Consider the following 14,965-nt stretch of genomic DNA (forward strand, 5'->3'; position numbering starts at 1 on the left):
AATCCTTGATCCGGCAGCACCGAATGACCTCGAGTACCCAGGAACCAATGACTGTTACGCCACGCGTCCTCCTCGTGCACGCTCATCCCGACGATGAGACGATCACGACGGGCGGCACGATCGCCGCATTGGTCTCCGAGGATGCCGAGGTCATGGTGCTCACCGCCACCCGCGGTGAGGGCGGCGAGGTCATCCCCGCAGAGCTGAAGCAGCTCGAGGGCGACCGGGCCGGTCTCGCCCGGGCCCGGGAGCAGGAGATCGCCGAAGCGATGCGTGCCCTCGGCGTGCGCATGCACACCTTCCTCGGCGGGACCACGCGCACCTTCGAGGATTCGGGCATGGAATGGGGTCCGGACGGTCGTGCCCGACCGGCGTCATCGATGACCGACGATGCTCTGTGCGCAGCTGACATCACGACCGTGGCCCGGCATATCGCTGCCGTCATCGATGCCTTCGAACCGCATGCGATCATCACCTATGCCGCCAACGGGGGCTATGGTCACCCCGACCACGTGCGGGTGCACGAGGCCACGACTGCGGCATTCGACTTCGCCGAATGGCGGACCGGTCGGCTCCTCTATGTCGACACCCCCACCGAGGTGGCCCGCCGATCGTTCGACCCCAACCAGGACGGGTTCGCCGACACCGGGTTCGCTGCCGCCGAGACGATACCGGCCAAACCACCGGTCGGTCAGATCGTCGTCGACCAGGACGTCGCCTCGGTGCTGCCGGCCAAACGGGCGGCACTCGAGGCTCATCGCACCCAGGTGAGCGTGTCCGGCGGCTTCTTCGCCCTGTCGAACGGTGTCGGTCAGAAGATCGGCGACCGCGAGTACTTCTCGATCGGAGCCGGGGCTCCGATCCCGTCCGAGATGCTGACCGCCGGACCGACCCCGCACGTGCTCGCCGGACTCGACATCGCCGCGGTCGACAACCAGGAGAACGCGGCAGCGGCCGCGCCTGCTCGACGTCGTCGCGAGCCGCGGAAGCCCGGAATCTTCGCCTACCTCCACGCTGCCGTCCTCGGGCTGCTCATCGCCTTCCTCGGCACCATGCAGCACCTCAACGTCACTGTCGTCGATCTCGGCGAGGCCCCGATCATCGTGCCGTGGGGACTCGCGTTGGCGCTGGCTCTGGCCGCGGCGGGGCTGTGGCACCTGAAGACGATGTACCGCAGCAGCGCCCCTATGTTGGTCGCCGCCGTGATCATCGCCGTACTGTCCTTCGTCTTCGGCCAGCCGAAGTGGCTGCCCGGTGCCGATATGATCGTCACCGGTCTGCTGCGTTCCGTTGTGTGGCTGCTCGGACCGATGGTCCTGGCCGCTGTCTTCTCCTTCATCAGCGTGCGCGGGCGCGATCGCACTCGCTAGACTCGTCCGAACCGCACCGACACAGTCGATATCGACACCCTCGGGAGAATGATGCCGACCAACACCTTGTCCGATGGACCTTCGACCCCCGGCGGGCCCGACCCGTCCGGCAGCGACGCCCGGAAGAAGAAGATCTGGCCCTTCATCCTCCTGGCCGTTCTCGTGCTCGCCGCCATCTACGTGGTGATCGGCTTCTTCAGCGGACGTGTGCTGGCACCGGGCACGACCGTGGCCGGAATCGACATCGGCGGCAAGTCCGCGACGGAGGCCGAGAACACCCTGCGCAATGATCTGCGCGACGACGCAGAGAAGGGCATCGTCTTGAAAGCCGGCGAGCCGACCGCGGAGCTCGACCCGGAGAAGGCCGGAATCACCTTCGACGCCGGAGCCACCGTCGATCGCGTCACCGGCTTCAGCCTCGATCCCACCGTCATCTGGCACCGGCTCTTCGGTGATGACGACGTCGACCCCGTCATCAAGGTCGATGAGGAGAAGTTCGACAGGGCAACGGCGACGGTCACCGAATCACTGGCCGTCGAACCGACAGACGCCGAACTCGAGTTCGACAAGACCACCCCGAAGGTCAAGGACGGCAAGAACGGCCAGACCGTCGACACCGCCGCCGTGCGCACCGCCGTCGACGAACATTGGCTGCGCACCGAGGATGCTCTGCCGGTCAGCCCGACGAGCGTCGAACCCGACATCACCACGGCCGAAGCCGAAGACATGGCCGACGGATTCGCGAAAGACGCAGTGAGCAGGGACCTCACGATCACGGCGAAGCCTGGCAAGGATGCGGACTCCGAGGTCAAGGGCGGTGACCTCACCGTGTCCCCGAAGACCATTGCGAAGACTCTGACATTCAAAGCCGAGGACTCGAAGCTCACGCCCGTCTTCGACCAGGAGGCTCTGCAGAAATCCGTGCTGGCTGCGAACAAGGACATCGGGCGACCGGCCGAGGACGCGAGTTTCGAGATCAAGGACGGCAAGCCCGAGGTCGTGCCCTCCCGCGACGGCATCGGCATCAAGGCCAAGGAGCTGACCGGAGCGGTCACCGACGCCATCAACGGCAAGGAAGACAAACCGAGCGTCACCCTGGCCTCCGTCAAACCCGAATTCACCACGAAGGATGCGAAGAAGGCCGATGTCTCCGACACTGTGTCTCACTTCTCCACCGGGTACAACTCCGAACCCAACCGCGATACCAACCTGCGTGTGGCCTCGAAGAAGGTCTCCGGCACCGTGCTCCAGCCCGGCGAGCAGTTCTCCCTCAACGAAGCTCTGGGCCAGCGCACAGCGGCGAACGGCTACAAACCTGCCGGCGTGATCTCCGAAGGTCAGATGAAGGAAGACTACGGCGGCGGAGTCTCACAGGTGTCGACGACACTGTTCAATGCCGCGTTCTTCGCCGGTTTCGACCTCGACGAACACCAAGCGCATTCGCGCTATATCTCCCGCTATCCGGAGGGCCGCGAGTCGACCCTCGACTGGTCCTCGATCGATATGAAGTTCACGAACAACTCGAAGACCCCGGTCGTTCTCGATATGTACCTCAAGGACGGAGAGGTCCATGCGAAGGTCTTCGGCGTCAAGAAGTACGATGTGTCGGCCAGCGCCTCGGATCGGTTCAACCACACCTCACCGGGTTCGATCACCGAAAGCGGACCGTCGTGCACCCCGCAGTCGCCCAAGGGCGGCTGGTCGATCCGGATCACCCGGACCATGAAGGGCATCAGTTCGGGTCAGACCACGAAGGACGGATTCACCACGGTCTACCGGCCGGTGAACAAGGTCGAATGCAAGGGCTGAGCCCTCGCAGCAGGATTCCGGCCGGCTGACCGGTCAGCGGGCTTCGGCGTACCAGGACCGATGGCGGACAGTCGCGCCGAGAGAGGCGAAGAGGTTCAACGATGCCTCATTGCTCGACTCGATGTCGACGAGGTAGGACCGAACCCCGCGCTGAGCGAGCAGCGCCGCCGCAGCTGCGGCCACCGAACGCCCGGCACCGCGACGTCGCAGATCGGGACGGGTGATGAGGTTGGTGATGACTCCCCATTTGCTACGCTCGACCACTCTGCATCCCGCTACCATCGATCGGGAGCCGTCGGGATGCTCGGCATAGGCGGTGACGAACTCACACGGCTGATCGGCTTCGATGAGTGTCTTGAACGCCTCAGCCGAACCCGGTTCCTCTCCGGGGCTGCGCTGCGACGTCCACGCCGCGAAGTGCTCGGAGGACGGTGCATCGTTCACGTCGATGAGCAGACCGGCAGCGGCCGCCTCGGCGGGGGAAGACACGCCGCCGGCTGCCTCGCTCGTGGCGCCGGTGAGCAGCAGGGTGGCCTCTGAGGGGGTGTAGCCGCGGGCCGAGAGCAGGGGAGCGAGCCCCTCGCATTCTGGAGCAAGCGCGGTGGAATCATCGGCGGAATAGATCTGGACGCGACCGGGCTCGCCTCGGGTCCGATACCACTCCTCGACTGCGTCGAGCCCCTGCTCCCACCCGAGACCGGTGTCGGAAATGGGCAGACACGAATTGGCTCGGCGGGTCGCGGACTCCGAATGGCGCAGCAGCCAGCCCTTCTGCAGCAGGCTGACCTCGGCGGCCGCCTCGGTGCCTTCGTTGCGCAGATTCTCCACGTGCAGCCAGGACACATCGCGGGGGAGCCAAGCGGCCGCGGAGATGCGCCGCAGATCCACGGCGGAGACGATCTCGTGGGTGCGTCCGGCTTTGGTCGGAGCCGGGGGCACCTCGTGGACGAGGAGGATCTGGGCACGAGCGATGCGCAGGGGACCGCGCTTGGTATCGATCTCGAGCCCCTCCTCGTCGACGGCTGTGACGACGCCGAGGGCGTCGGACGTCGAATGGGTGTCACCGGGGTCGAGCGAATACCGCACGACCACTCGTCTGCCGGGCTGCAGATCGTCCACGTCTGGCCTTCCTCCGCGAAATTGATGCCCTCCCACCCTATGACACGCACGCCGCGGTCGGGCGCAGGCGGGAGCGGCGATGTCAGATGCAATGCGAATCACCTGGGACCGGTGAGCACGGGAATCCCGCGGAGGCGTATTGTGGGAGGTACATGCGCACCATCTGTGAGTCTTTCGAGGAGTCAGCCCAGTGACGTACATCATTGCCCAGCCCTGTGTCGACCTCAAGGACAAGGCCTGCATCGACGAATGTCCCGTCGACTGCATCTACGAGGGCGAACGCAGCCTGTACATCCACCCCGACGAATGCGTCGACTGCGGTGCCTGCGAACCCGTGTGCCCCGTCGAAGCCATCTTCTACGAAGACGATGTGCCCGATGAATGGGAAGAGTACTACAAGGCCAACGTCGAATTCTTCGACGACCTCGGTTCGCCCGGCGGCGCCGCGAAGCTCGGCAACACCGGCAAGGACCACCCGATCATCTCCGCCCTGCCTCCCCAGAACCACGACGACTGACCGATGACGAACGCATTCGGACTCAACCTCCCGGACTACCCCTGGGACCGACTCACGGAATACCGCAACCGGGCCGCCGAGCATCCCGACGGAGTCTGCGATCTCTCCATCGGTACGCCCGTCGACCCCACCCCTGAGGTGATCCGTCGCGCCCTGTCGGAGGCAGGGGATGCCCACGGCTACCCGACGACCGCCGGAACGGCGCAGCTGCGTGAAGCCATCGCTCGGTGGTACGAGAACTGGCATTCGGTCAGCCTCGACCCCGCTGCCGAAATCCTGCCGACCGTCGGCTCGAAAGAGCTCGTCGCCTGGCTGCCCACTCTGTTGGGGCTGCGCGAACGCGGGCTGACCGTCGCCTGCCCCTCCGCCGCGTACCCGACCTATGAGATGGGGGCGACCATTGCCGGGGTGGAATGCCGCCGCATCGATGCCGCCCAGGTCGTCGACGGAGCCTCGTTGGACGGCGTCGGTCTGCTGTGGATCAACACCCCGGGCAATCCGACGGGAGAGGTCCTCGACGTCGGCACCCTCGCCGAGGTGGTTCGCCGTGCTCGCGCCGCCGGAGTCGTCGTGGCGTCGGACGAATGCTACGGACTGCTCAACTGGGAATCCGATGAGCCGGCGCCGAGTGTGCTCAAGGCCGCGGGGGAGTCGAACGCCGGCGTGCTGAGTGTGTACTCGATGTCGAAGCAGTCGAACCTCGCCGGCTACCGAGCGGCGTTCGTCGCCGGCGATGCCGAGCTCATCTCGGATCTCACCCGCTCGCGCAAGCACGCAGGCATGATCGTCCCCTTCCCGATCCAAGAGGCCATGGTCGCCGGACTGCGCGACACGGAACACGTGCTGGCGCAGAAGGAGACCTACCGGGCGCGGCGCGAGCAGCTGCGAACCGGGCTCGAGGAGTTCGGATTCCGCATCGATCATTCGACCGCGGGTCTCTACCTGTGGTCGACAGCAGACAAGAACTGCTGGGAGTCCCTGGCTGACCTCGCCGAACTCGGCATCGTCGCAGGTCCCGGAGAGTTCTACGGAGCCGCGGCTGCCGACCATGTGCGAATTGCGCTGACCGCCACCGACGAACGGATCCGGGCCGCGGCCGAGCGTCTTCGGGCCGCCTCGAAATGATGGCGGGGGTGGGGCACGGTTCTCGGAAACCACCGGTTTCCGAGCGTCCGCTAAGTTCCCGCTAAGACTTCATGCAGGCCAAAAAACTGTTATTTTCCCTGGTCAGACGTATTACCGACCAGTATATGAAGCGTGCAGTGATTTTCTGATTCCCGCAGTTGTCGGTAGTCTTTGAAAGAACTGTGCAAAACACCTCAGGAAGTTCTTGGGGTCGGTCAACGGTGAGGAGATCGAATGACTTCGGAGGCGAACCTCAGGATCGCTGATACGGAGCTGACACTGCCCGAGGTGTCAGCAACAGCGGGCAACAACGGATACCGTATCGGTTCTCTGCTCAAAGAGACCGGCGCGGTCACATACGATCCAGGGTTTGCCAACACTGCAACCACCTCGTCGTCCATCACCTACATCGATGGTGACAACGGTGAGCTGCAGTACCGCGGGTACCCGATCGAACAGCTCGCGGAACAGTCGAACTTCGTCGAAGTCTGCTACCTCCTCATCTATGGTGAGCTGCCGACTCAGGAACAGTACGACGCCTTCGACGCTCGCCTGCGCGGACACACCATCGTCCACGAGGACCTGCGACGCTTCTTCCGTGCGTTCCCGTACGACGCTCATCCGATGCCTATGGTTGCAGCTGCCGTCGCGGCTTTGTCGACGTTCTACCAAGATGACCTCGATGTCTTTGACGAAGACCAGATCGACACGTCGTCATTCCGTCTGCTCGCGAAGATGCCGACCATCGCAGCTCTTGCGCATCGGAAGAACATGGGGCTGCCGGTCATCCACCCGGACAACTCGCTGAGCCTGGTGGAGAACTTCCTGCGCGTGAACTTCGGCGTTCCCGCTGAGGAATACGAACCGGATCCGCTGGCAGTCAAGGCCATGGATCAGCTGTTCATCCTCCACGCCGATCACGAGCAGAACTGCTCGACCTCGACGGTTCGTCTCGTCGGCTCATCGCAGGCCAACGTGTTCCAGTCGATCTCGGCCGGAGTCAACGCCTTGGCCGGACCGCTGCACGGCGGCGCGAACTCCGCTGTGCTCGAGATGCTCGAGCAGATCGCGGCTTCCGATGACGGACCGAAGAAGTTCATGGAGCGCGTGAAGAACAAGGAAGACGGCGTTCGTCTCATGGGCTTCGGTCACCGCGTGTACAAGAACTACGATCCGCGCGCGAAGATCATCAAGAAGACGGCCGACGAGGTTCTCGCCCGTTCCGGCGGCGACCCGCTGCTCGAGCTGGCTCAGCAGCTCGAAGAGATCGCGCTGGCCGATGACTACTTCGTCGAGCGCAAGCTCTACCCGAACGTCGACTTCTACACGGGTCTCATCTACAAGGCCCTCGGATTCCCGACGAATATGTTCACTGTGCTGTTCTCGGTCGGTCGTCTGCCCGGCTGGATCGCTCAGTGGCGCGAGATGATCAAGGACCCCGAGACGAAGATCGGCCGTCCCCGCCAGATCTACACGGGCGAATACAACCGGAACTACAAGGACATCAGCGAACGCTGAGTCCCGACAGACGCAACGGCGTCGGAGCAGACTCTTCTGCCCGGCGCCGTCGTGAATTCACTGGCCGTCTCGAGCTGCCGCTCCCCGCCATCCCACACCGGCTGCGCTGTTCCGCGCTGCTGCCCTTCCCCCTCCCGCAGCGGCTGCGCTGTTCTGCGCTGCCTTTTCTGCAGGTGCATTTGTCCGGCAGGCCTCCCGCCGCCAACATTTCCTCATCGCAGGCCCTCGTTCGCCATCCCGCACCGGTAGTGCCGATATGCGCCGCAGGAGGCTTGTCCTACAGGTACTGACGCATCCATCATCCTCCGTGCCACAACCCCCTGCAGGAACACGGTGGTATGCCAGTACGGGTGGCGGATGTCAGGCGTCGTGGCGAAGAACCGTCGAAGGCACGCTGCTTCTGCCGCCGGCAGCAACTCTCACCGTTGGCGACTGTTCATACAGCTGCTTGAGCATCCATCACCTTTCGTTCCGCAAACCCCTGTAGGAACGGGGCGTTATGGCACTCGCGAGGAGTATTGCCGCCAGCAGGGTGACTCGACGCGAAGCATGTGGGATGCCTGGCGTCGGCGAGGAGTGAATGCGCTGAGGGCGCGTCCACGTGATGTGAACGCGCCCTCTGCGGCAGTGCGGCGTGTGACTCAGTGCAGGTCGGGGTTGAGCTCGATGCCCTTGGAGTCGCGGGCGATCGCCTCAACGGCGCCGGTGACCGAATTGCGGCGGAAGAGGATGTTGTTCTTCCCGCTGAGCTCGGCGGCCTTGACCACGGCATCGCCTTCGCCGGGGACCGTCACGCGGGTGCCTGCAGTGATGTAGAGACCGGCTTCGACGATGCAGTCATCGCCGATGGAGATGCCGACTCCGGCATTCGCTCCGAGGAGGCTGCCCGAGCCGATGGAGATGCGGTGAGTGCCGCCGCCGGAGAGCGTGCCCATGATCGAAGCTCCGCCGCCGATGTCCGATCCGTCGCCGACGACGACGCCCTGCGAGATGCGGCCCTCGACCATGGCCGAACCGAGGGTGCCGGCGTTGAAGTTGACGAAGCCTTCGTGCATGACGGTGGTGCCGGGAGCAAGATGGGCGCCGAGACGGACACGGTCGGCATCGGCGATGCGCACACCGGAGGGGATGACGAAGTCCGTCATCCGCGGGAACTTGTCGAGTCCGTATACGGCGACGGGACCGCGGGCGAGCAGTTTGGCGCGAGTGGCCTCGAAGCCCTCGGGCGAGCAGGCGCCGAAGGAGGTCCACACGACATTGGCGATATGACCGAAGATGCCGTCGAGGTTGACGTCGTTGGGGGTCACGACGCGGTGGGACAGTGCGTGCAGACGCAGGTAGGCATCGGCCGCCGAGGCGGGACCGGCGTCGAGATCGATCGTGGTGGTGACGACTTCTGACCGGGTGCCGCGGGCCTCATCGGCGCCCACGAGCGCGTCGATTCCGTCGTCGGCGGCGCGGGCGGTGGCGGCCGCCTCGGCGGTGTCGTGGGTATCACCGGTGCTCAAGGCGGGGTACCAGACGGAGAGGACGGTGTCGGAATGGATCGTGGCGAGTCCGCGTGCGGAAACAATGCGTTCAGTCATGCCTCAAGCCTAGACGGTGGCGCCGTACTAGGCTAAGAGACATGACTGTCGATCCATCTGCTGAGACTGATGCCATATTCGCGCCCACCGGAGACCTCGGTGAATACCTGTTCGCCGCACTGGGCGACCCGGCCGAACTCACCGGTCGCCTGTGCGCCGTCGAATCCGTGTCGGGGAACGAAACCGTCCTCGCCGATGCCGTCGTCGACGTGCTGGAGAGGATCAGCGCAGGGCCGGGCCCGGATCTGGAGATCCTCCGCGACGGAGACACGATCATCGCGCGCACGAACCTCGGCCTGGCCGAGCGCATCGTCGTCGCCGGCCACCTCGACACCGTTCCCGTCGAAGACAATCTTCCGCCTGTGCGCACCCATATGACCGGAGAGAACTACCCCGCTGATGAGGTCATCTGGGGTCGGGGCGCCTGCGACATGAAGGCCGGAGTGGCGATGCAGCTGGCCACGGCGGCCGCGCTGACCGCACCGAATCGCGACGTCAGCTGGGTCTTCTACGACCACGAAGAGGTCGATGCCTCACTCAACGGGCTCGGCCGCGTCTCCCGCAATCACCCCGATTGGCTCACCGGTGACTTCGCGATCCTCGGCGAACCTTCGAACGCCTCCGTCGAAGGCGGCTGCAACGGAACCATCCGCGTCGACGTCACCACCACCGGAGTCCGCGCCCACTCGGCACGTGCATTCATGGGCGTCAACGCCGTCCACTCCGCCGCCGAGGTGCTCACCAGGCTCGCCGAATTCGAGACCGACACCGTCACGGTCGACGGCCTCGACTACCGCGAATCCCTGTCCGCTGTGAACATCCGCGGGGGAGTCGCCGGCAATGTCGTGCCCGACGAATGCGTCGTGTCCGTGAACTACCGCTTCGCTCCGAGCAAATCCGCCGCCGAGGCAGAGTCCTTCCTACGCGAGTTCTTCACCGGATTCGACGTCGTCGTCACCGATGCCGCCGAGGGTGCGCGTCCCGGGCTCGACAGGGCCATCGCCCAGGACTTCATCGATACGCTCGGACTGTCCCCGGCCCCGAAGCTCGGCTGGACCGATGTGTCCCGATTCAGCGCACTGGGAGTTCCGGCGGTGAATTTCGGTCCTGGCAACCCTCTGTACGCCCATAAGTCGGATGAGCATGTGAGAGTCACCGAGGTGGACCAGGCCACCGCAACTCTGCGCAGCTACCTTCAGGGCCGGTGAATGAGATGACCAGATCGACAGACGATTCGACCGGCGACCCGGCAGGCGATTCGACGGACGACCCTACCGGCGACCCGGGTTACTACAGCAAGGGCCCACTGCGGCTGAGCGGTGACCAGGTGCCGGAGACGACGACGGACCAGCGCCTCCTCGAATCGAAGTCCGGCACCGACTGGGTGCATGAGGACCCGTGGCGCGTCATGCGCATCCAAGCCGAGTTCGTCGAAGGATTCGGCTCGCTGGCCGAGATCGGCCCGGCCGTGTCGATTTTCGGGTCCGCCCGTCTGAAAGCCGGCACCCGGGCGTATGCGGACACCCGAGAGATCGCTCGCCGCATTGCGGAGAACGGCAACGCGATCATCACCGGCGGGGGACCCGGAATCATGGAAGCCGGTAACCGCGGTGCCTGTGAGGGCGGGGGAGTGTCCATCGGGCTGGGCATCGAGCTGCCCTTCGAAACCGGGCTCAACGAGCACGTCGAACTCGGCGTGAACTTCCGCTACTTCTTCGTCCGCAAGACCATGTTCCTCAAGTACTCGCGCGGATTCGTCGTCATGCCCGGCGGCCTGGGCACACTCGACGAGCTGTTCGAAGCCCTCACCATGGTCCAGACCGGCAAGATCACGTCATTCCCGATCGTGCTCGTCGGCACTGACTACTGGCGCGGGCTCGTCGGTTGGATGCAGAACACCCTTCTGGCCGCGGGGACGATCAGCGAAGCGGATCTGAACATGTTCACCCTCACCGACGACATCGACGAAGTCGTTGCCGCGATCGGACCGGGACACGGCACGGACTCCGCGGTGTCGTCATCTGCGAACGGCCGACCGTGAGGGGTGACGCCGCCGGCCAGCCGGAGGCCGAACGATTCGAGCTGGCCCGGGCCCGGCCCGGAACCCCGGCTATCATGGCCGTGATCAACCGCACAACCGATTCCTTCTACGAATCTGCCGCCACCCTCGACGAGGCGATCGCTGCGGTGGGGGCCGCCGCCTCCGCCGGTGCCCAGATCGTCGATATCGGAGGTGTGCGCGCCGGCCGCGGACGGGAGATCTCCGTGGCCGAGGAGATCGACCGCGTGTGCCCGACCATCGAAGCCGTCGCTGGGTCCCACCCGCACGTGCTCATCAGCGTCGACACCTGGCGCCATGAAGTGGCCGAGGCCGCCTGCAGGGCCGGCGCGGGACTGCTCAATGACACCTGGGCAGGGGTCGACCCGAAGCTCGCCGAGGTGGCCGCCCGGAATGACGTCGGCATCGTCTGCTCCCACACAGGCGGTTTGGATCCGCGCACCGACGCCCACCGCAACCGCTATGGTCTGCAGGCCGGTGACGTCGTCGACTCCACCGTCTCCGGCGTCATCGAGCTCGCCGAGGCGGCCCGTACAGCAGGGGTGCGCGAAGACCGGATCATCATCGACCCCACTCCGGACTTCGGGAAGAACACGTACCATTCGCTGCGGCTGCTGCGCGAACTCGAACGGTTCACCGCCACGGGCTACCCGGTGCTGCTGGCGATCTCACGGAAGGATTTCGTGGGAGAGTCCATCGGCGAGGTCGGTCCACAGGATCGACTGTACGGGACGATCGCCGCAACCGCGCTGGCCATCGAGAAGGGAGCGGCGCTGATCCGCACACACGACGTGAGAGCCACTGCCGACGCGATCGACGTGACCGTGGCGATCACCGGTGAAGCGGCACCGAAACACACCGTGCGCGGCCTGCGCTGAGCATTCCGGGCAGGCGCCTATGCGAAAATGGGGGCATGCCTCTGTGGATTGTCATCGGTGTCGCGGCCGCGGTCTTCGTCCTCGTATTCGTCGTCGCAGCGACCTTCAACGTCTTCTCTTCCGAAACCATCGACGAGGCCGAAGAGCGCTGGACCGGGCTGCCTGCGGAGTTCACCGGCGAGGACCTGGAATCGGTGCGGTTTCGGCCCGCCCTGCGCGGCTACCGGATGGACGACGTCGACGAGGCCATGGCGATGCTGCGCGCACGCCTGATCGAACTCGAATCCGCAGCTGCCTCTGACGGACCGGAAACGGCTGCCGGACCACGATGAGTCGCCCCGCAGATCTGCCCGGAATCACCCTCGCCCCCGAAGTCTTCGATTCCTCGCGCTGCAGCCGCCTCAGCGCTCTGTTCATGAGCCTGCCCGTGTGGCTGCAGGCGGTTTCCGTGTACTTCGTCTCCCGCGTCGTGAGCATGTCGATCTTCGCCGCGGTCCTCAAACGTCAGGACCCGGCGAACTGGTCGTCGTCACCGGTGACGACGACGCTCAATGACTTCCTCAACTTCTGGGACGGCGGCTGGTACGGCCGTGTCGCCGACGAAGGGTATCCTCGCGTTCTGCCGGTCGACGAATCCGGATCTGTCGCGGAGAACCAATGGGCGTTCTATCCGCTGCATCCCTCGATCGTGGCCACTGTCTCGGACCTCACGGGGCTGAGCTACGAGGTCATCTCGCCGATCGTGTCCACGATCGCCGCGGGGCTGGCTTCGATCGTCATCCTCCACCTCTTCCGCAAGTACGTCGATGGCGGTCAGGCGCTGATGGGGCTGGCCCTCGTCATGTTCTTCCCACCCGCCGCGATCTTCTCCACCGGCTATGCCGAATCTCTGACTCTTCTGCTGCAGGCGACGGCGCTCTTCCTCGTCGTCGAGCGCCGCTATCTCACCGCGATCCCGGTCGTCGTCTTCATGGATCTGTCGCGGCCGATCGGCGTCGCGTTCTCGTTCTTCATGCTCTTCCACCTCATCGACCGCTTCCTTCGCCGCCGCAGCGATCCGTATCCGACCGGCGAGGTGGTCCGGTCCTGGACGCTGGGCGTGTCCTCCTGCGCGGCGGCACTCATCCACCCGATCCATGCGTGGTGGGCGACCGGATCGCTGACTGCCTATACCGACACCGAGGCGGCTTGGCACACCGGCGAGACCAGCTTCGTCGTCCAGTGGGTGGCCCGGTCGATCAGCCTCATCGGTCCGCTCGGTCCGGTGCTGCTCGTCATCGTCGTCGCCGGAATGCTCGCCTTGATCTTCTCACCGGCGGGAGCGCATATGGGTCGGACGCTGCAGCTGTTCTGCCTCGGCTACGGGCTGTACCTGCTCATCTTCTTCAATCCGCAGACCTCCACCCTGCGTCTGCTGCTGCCGCTGTTCCCGTTGGCGCTGACACTGGCGCTGGTACGCTCACGAGGCTATCGGGCCGTGCTGCTGGTCGCTTATATCCTGCTTCAGATCGTGTGGGTCGCCTATCTGTGGCACTTCACTCCGCCCGCCGACCTGCCTCCGTGACCGTCAGCCGATCTGCGCCGTGACTGCCCGCAGGGTGGAAGAGTTGCGAAGAGTTACCGGGAACGCGCGGATCATGGAATAATCTTAAGTACATCATTCGGTCCACCTGGTGTGAACCGTCTTTGCATGACAACGGAAGGAAGAGCCCATATGGCAGCCCAGAAACCCCGCACCGGCGACGGACCTCTGGAAGTGACCGAAGAAGGCCGAAGCATGGTGATGCGGCTTCCAGTCGAAGGCGGAGGCCGCCTGGTGATCGAACTCAGCAGAGACGAAGCCACCGGACTCCACGACACCCTCGCCCAGACACTGGGGCTCTGAGCCGACGGCCGCAGCATACGGCCGAGCGGAGACTCACGAACAGCAGAGACTTACCTGTAAGTCTCTGCTGTTGTCGAATTCACCGGGCCTTCTGCAGAAGCAGCAGCCCTTCGCCGATGGGCAGCAGCACCCGTTCGAGGCCTTCCTGTTCTGCGATGCGATTGAGCAAGCTGCGGGCAGCCTGAGTGCGAGGACTGCGATCGACGGGATCGGCGACGGCACCCTTGAGCAGAGTCTTGTGGATGACCAACAGCCCCTGAGCGTCGAGCAGCCGCAGAGAGGGCTCGATCATCCTCTCCAGGCTGCCCGGCTCCACGTCGATGAAGACCATGTCATAGGCCGACGGGGCGAGTCGCTTGAGCACCTCTTCGGCACGGCCGCTCATCAGACGCAGCCGACCAGGTCTGATCCCGGCCATGTCGACGAGATCCCGCGCGGCGCTCTGGGTCGTGGAATTCGTGTCGATCGACGTCAGTATCCCGGCGGTGGGCATTCCGCGCAGCAGCGACAGGGTCGATGTTCCGACTCCGGTGCCGACTTCGACAGCTGCGACCGGTGTGAGGAGGCGCGCCAGGAGAGCCAAGGTCTTCGCCGTGGTCTGGGAGACCGGCGCGATCCCGAACTCATGTGAATGGGTGCGAGCGGCGTCGAGCAGCGGATCGGGACCGTTGAACTGTTCCGAGAAGGTGAGATCACCTGCATTTTCGCGTGCCAACCGGCCCCTCCCTTCTGGTGCTGAGTTCTCCCAAGTCTAACCGCATTCGGGTTCGATTCCGTGGGTGCGCCACAGCCGATCGAGTTCGTCGACGTCGAGGAACGCTTCGCGTTCGACGCGCGCATGTGAGTGCGCAGTGCCCTCAGCATCCCAGTGGATGCGGGCTCGGGCGAAGATCTCCGGCGGCAGGATCCCGGCCGCGTTGACGACTCGCCACCACGTGACGTTCGACCCGAATTCCCGCATCACCCGACCGATGTAGCGGGGTGAGCAGTCGGCGACGGCACCGACCGTGCCGTAGGCGACGACACGAGCGGCGGGAACGAGTTCGACGATGCGCAGCACCCGTTCGACGGCTATCTCGTCCACTGGGCCTCCCGGCGG

15 protein-coding genes are annotated in these 14,965 nt (G+C 64.9%); 11 read left to right on the forward strand and 4 right to left on the reverse strand.

What is annotated here, in order from left to right; translation table 11 throughout:
• Positions 1-47 precede the first annotated feature (47 nt).
• Complete coding sequence (locus tag QYM46_RS07980) at positions 48-1,370, forward strand: PIG-L family deacetylase (protein WP_432791507.1); 1,323 nt, start codon at positions 48-50, stop codon at positions 1,368-1,370.
• Between the two features lie 48 nt (positions 1,371-1,418).
• The gene (locus QYM46_RS07985) at positions 1,419-3,179 is read left to right on the forward strand and encodes a VanW family protein (RefSeq protein WP_432791508.1); all 1,761 of its coding nucleotides are present in this window, start codon (positions 1,419-1,421) and stop codon (positions 3,177-3,179) included.
• 33 nt (positions 3,180-3,212) lie between these two features.
• Here QYM46_RS07985 and QYM46_RS07990 read toward each other — a convergent pair whose 3' ends face one another.
• Positions 3,213-4,298: a GNAT family N-acetyltransferase gene (locus QYM46_RS07990; protein ID WP_432791509.1), complete on the reverse strand. Its 1,086-nt coding sequence runs from the start codon at positions 4,296-4,298 to the stop codon at positions 3,213-3,215.
• 190 nt (positions 4,299-4,488) lie between these two features.
• Between QYM46_RS07990 and fdxA the strand changes: the two genes are divergently transcribed.
• From fdxA to QYM46_RS08005, 3 genes are all read left to right on the forward strand, one after another.
• The gene (gene fdxA / locus QYM46_RS07995; RefSeq protein WP_025776980.1) at positions 4,489-4,815 is read left to right on the forward strand and encodes a ferredoxin; all 327 of its coding nucleotides are present in this window, start codon (positions 4,489-4,491) and stop codon (positions 4,813-4,815) included.
• Positions 4,816-4,818: 3 nt separating this feature from the next.
• Positions 4,819-5,940: a succinyldiaminopimelate transaminase gene (gene dapC, locus QYM46_RS08000; RefSeq protein ID WP_432791510.1), complete on the forward strand. Its 1,122-nt coding sequence runs from the start codon at positions 4,819-4,821 to the stop codon at positions 5,938-5,940.
• Between the two features lie 234 nt (positions 5,941-6,174).
• Entirely contained in the window at positions 6,175-7,458 is a 1,284-nt protein-coding gene (locus QYM46_RS08005; protein ID WP_101544913.1) for a citrate synthase, read from the forward strand.
• A gap of 641 nt (positions 7,459-8,099) precedes the next feature.
• On the opposite strand, the gene dapD is transcribed toward QYM46_RS08005, so the two are convergent.
• Positions 8,100-9,044, reverse strand: a complete 945-nt coding sequence (gene dapD / locus QYM46_RS08010) for a 2,3,4,5-tetrahydropyridine-2,6-dicarboxylate N-succinyltransferase (RefSeq protein ID WP_432791511.1) — start codon at positions 9,042-9,044, stop codon at positions 8,100-8,102.
• 41 nt (positions 9,045-9,085) lie between these two features.
• Here dapD and dapE point away from each other — a divergent pair, with 41 nt between their 5' ends.
• The 6 genes from dapE to QYM46_RS08040 all read left to right on the forward strand — a co-directional run bounded on the left by dapE (position 9,086) and on the right by QYM46_RS08040 (position 13,866).
• A complete protein-coding gene (gene dapE, locus QYM46_RS08015; protein WP_432791512.1) occupies positions 9,086-10,252 on the forward strand; it encodes a succinyl-diaminopimelate desuccinylase in 1,167 nt (388 codons plus the stop codon).
• A 5-nt stretch (positions 10,253-10,257) separates the two neighbouring features.
• Entirely contained in the window at positions 10,258-11,085 is an 828-nt protein-coding gene (locus tag QYM46_RS08020) for a TIGR00730 family Rossman fold protein (protein ID WP_169252061.1), read from the forward strand.
• A gap of 74 nt (positions 11,086-11,159) precedes the next feature.
• Positions 11,160-11,981 (forward strand): dihydropteroate synthase, encoded by an 822-nt coding sequence (gene folP / locus QYM46_RS08025; RefSeq protein ID WP_432791513.1) that lies wholly within the window; start codon positions 11,160-11,162, stop codon positions 11,979-11,981.
• Positions 11,982-12,016: 35 nt separating this feature from the next.
• Positions 12,017-12,313 carry a DivIVA domain-containing protein gene (locus QYM46_RS08030; protein ID WP_169252063.1) on the forward strand — a complete coding sequence of 99 codons (297 nt, stop codon included), beginning with the start codon at positions 12,017-12,019 and terminating at the stop codon, positions 12,311-12,313.
• Entirely contained in the window at positions 12,310-13,545 is a 1,236-nt protein-coding gene (locus QYM46_RS08035) for a hypothetical protein (protein WP_169252064.1), read from the forward strand. Before QYM46_RS08030 ends, QYM46_RS08035 begins: the two co-directional genes overlap by 4 nt.
• A 150-nt stretch (positions 13,546-13,695) precedes the next feature.
• Positions 13,696-13,866, forward strand: coding sequence for a DUF3117 domain-containing protein (locus tag QYM46_RS08040; RefSeq protein ID WP_064485784.1), 171 nt, complete (start codon positions 13,696-13,698; stop codon positions 13,864-13,866).
• Between the two features lie 79 nt (positions 13,867-13,945).
• Here QYM46_RS08040 and QYM46_RS08045 read toward each other — a convergent pair whose 3' ends face one another.
• Together QYM46_RS08045 and QYM46_RS08050 are read right to left on the reverse strand one after the other, a co-directional pair.
• Positions 13,946-14,581 carry an O-methyltransferase gene (locus QYM46_RS08045; protein ID WP_432791514.1) on the reverse strand — a complete coding sequence of 212 codons (636 nt, stop codon included), beginning with the start codon at positions 14,579-14,581 and terminating at the stop codon, positions 13,946-13,948.
• Positions 14,582-14,617: 36 nt separating this feature from the next.
• A complete protein-coding gene (locus QYM46_RS08050; protein ID WP_432791515.1) occupies positions 14,618-14,950 on the reverse strand; it encodes an MGMT family protein in 333 nt (110 codons plus the stop codon).
• Positions 14,951-14,965 lie beyond the last annotated feature (15 nt).

Source organism: Brevibacterium sp. K11IcPPYGO002 (assembly GCF_050920635.1).
Lineage (GTDB): Bacteria > Actinomycetota > Actinomycetes > Actinomycetales > Brevibacteriaceae > Brevibacterium.

What these genes read in the sequence shown, in the direction of transcription:
- QYM46_RS07980 (WP_432791507.1), top strand. Translation starts at nt 48, where the DNA reads ATGACTGTTACGCCACGCGTCCTCCTCGTGCACGCTCATCCCGACGAT.
- QYM46_RS07985 (WP_432791508.1), top strand. Translation starts at nt 1,419, where the DNA reads ATGATGCCGACCAACACCTTGTCCGATGGACCTTCGACCCCCGGCGGG.
- dapC (WP_432791510.1), top strand. Translation starts at nt 4,819, where the DNA reads ATGACGAACGCATTCGGACTCAACCTCCCGGACTACCCCTGGGACCGA.
- QYM46_RS08005 (WP_101544913.1), top strand. Translation starts at nt 6,175, where the DNA reads ATGACTTCGGAGGCGAACCTCAGGATCGCTGATACGGAGCTGACACTG.
- dapD (WP_432791511.1), bottom strand. Translation starts at nt 9,044, where the DNA reads ATGACTGAACGCATTGTTTCCGCACGCGGACTCGCCACGATCCATTCC.
- dapE (WP_432791512.1), top strand. Translation starts at nt 9,086, where the DNA reads ATGACTGTCGATCCATCTGCTGAGACTGATGCCATATTCGCGCCCACC.
- QYM46_RS08020 (WP_169252061.1), top strand. Translation starts at nt 10,258, where the DNA reads ATGACCAGATCGACAGACGATTCGACCGGCGACCCGGCAGGCGATTCG.
- folP (WP_432791513.1), top strand. Translation starts at nt 11,160, where the DNA reads ATGGCCGTGATCAACCGCACAACCGATTCCTTCTACGAATCTGCCGCC.
- QYM46_RS08030 (WP_169252063.1), top strand. Translation starts at nt 12,017, where the DNA reads ATGCCTCTGTGGATTGTCATCGGTGTCGCGGCCGCGGTCTTCGTCCTC.
- QYM46_RS08035 (WP_169252064.1), top strand. Translation starts at nt 12,310, where the DNA reads ATGAGTCGCCCCGCAGATCTGCCCGGAATCACCCTCGCCCCCGAAGTC.
- QYM46_RS08040 (WP_064485784.1), top strand. Translation starts at nt 13,696, where the DNA reads ATGGCAGCCCAGAAACCCCGCACCGGCGACGGACCTCTGGAAGTGACC.